This is a genomic window from Kaistella yonginensis (assembly GCF_030409525.1).
Classification (GTDB): domain Bacteria; phylum Bacteroidota; class Bacteroidia; order Flavobacteriales; family Weeksellaceae; genus Kaistella; species Kaistella yonginensis.
In genome coordinates, this window is the sequence record NZ_JAUFQB010000025.1 from 1 (window position 1) to 545 (window position 545).

2 protein-coding genes are annotated in these 545 nt (G+C 36.5%); both read right to left on the reverse strand.

The genetic code is table 11. From position 1 onward, the window contains the following. Nucleotides 1-367: transposase (locus QWY78_RS09200; RefSeq protein WP_290219056.1), on the reverse strand; the 367-nt coding region annotated here is incomplete at its 3' end. 37 nt (nucleotides 368-404) lie between these two features. Beyond that, nucleotides 405-545: ISAon1 family transposase N-terminal region protein (locus tag QWY78_RS09205; protein WP_435389064.1), on the reverse strand; the 141-nt coding region annotated here is incomplete at its 5' end.

Here is a 545-nt window from a genome sequence, read left to right on the forward strand (position 1 = left end):
GATCGATTACCTGCACGGCATTAGGAAAACATCTTTTCGCTATTAATTTCATAGAACCAGCCCTATCTAAAGTGATTTCCTGGACTTTTAGCCGTTCCTTTCTACTTATTTTAAATAAATGTTCAATAACGATTTCCGATTTTGTTCCTTTAATAATGGCTACAATACTTCCTTTTTTACCCTTTGCTTTTTTGGAAGTGAGAACAGAATATAATTCGCCGTCAGACAGTGCAACTTCGTCTAAGGAAAGTTTTGTGGAAAGGTTTTCAGGGAAAAGCACGTAATGTTCAGCATGAGACTTTTGCTCCCAATTTCTATAATTGCTGATGCTTTTCTTGTATTGTCGTTGAAATTTTTTACCATCCACGCCATAAAGTTCACCAATCGTTTTGCAGGGAAGAGCATTAGTATCGGCTGATTTTTTTTAAAAACTCGGCAAAATCTGTTGTCATGCGAGTTCCTTTGGCGATGAGATTCCAATCTCTTTGAAGTATTTTTCCAGAATTTTTGTCTGTCCATCTTCTTCTTTTGATGTGAAGCTTCAC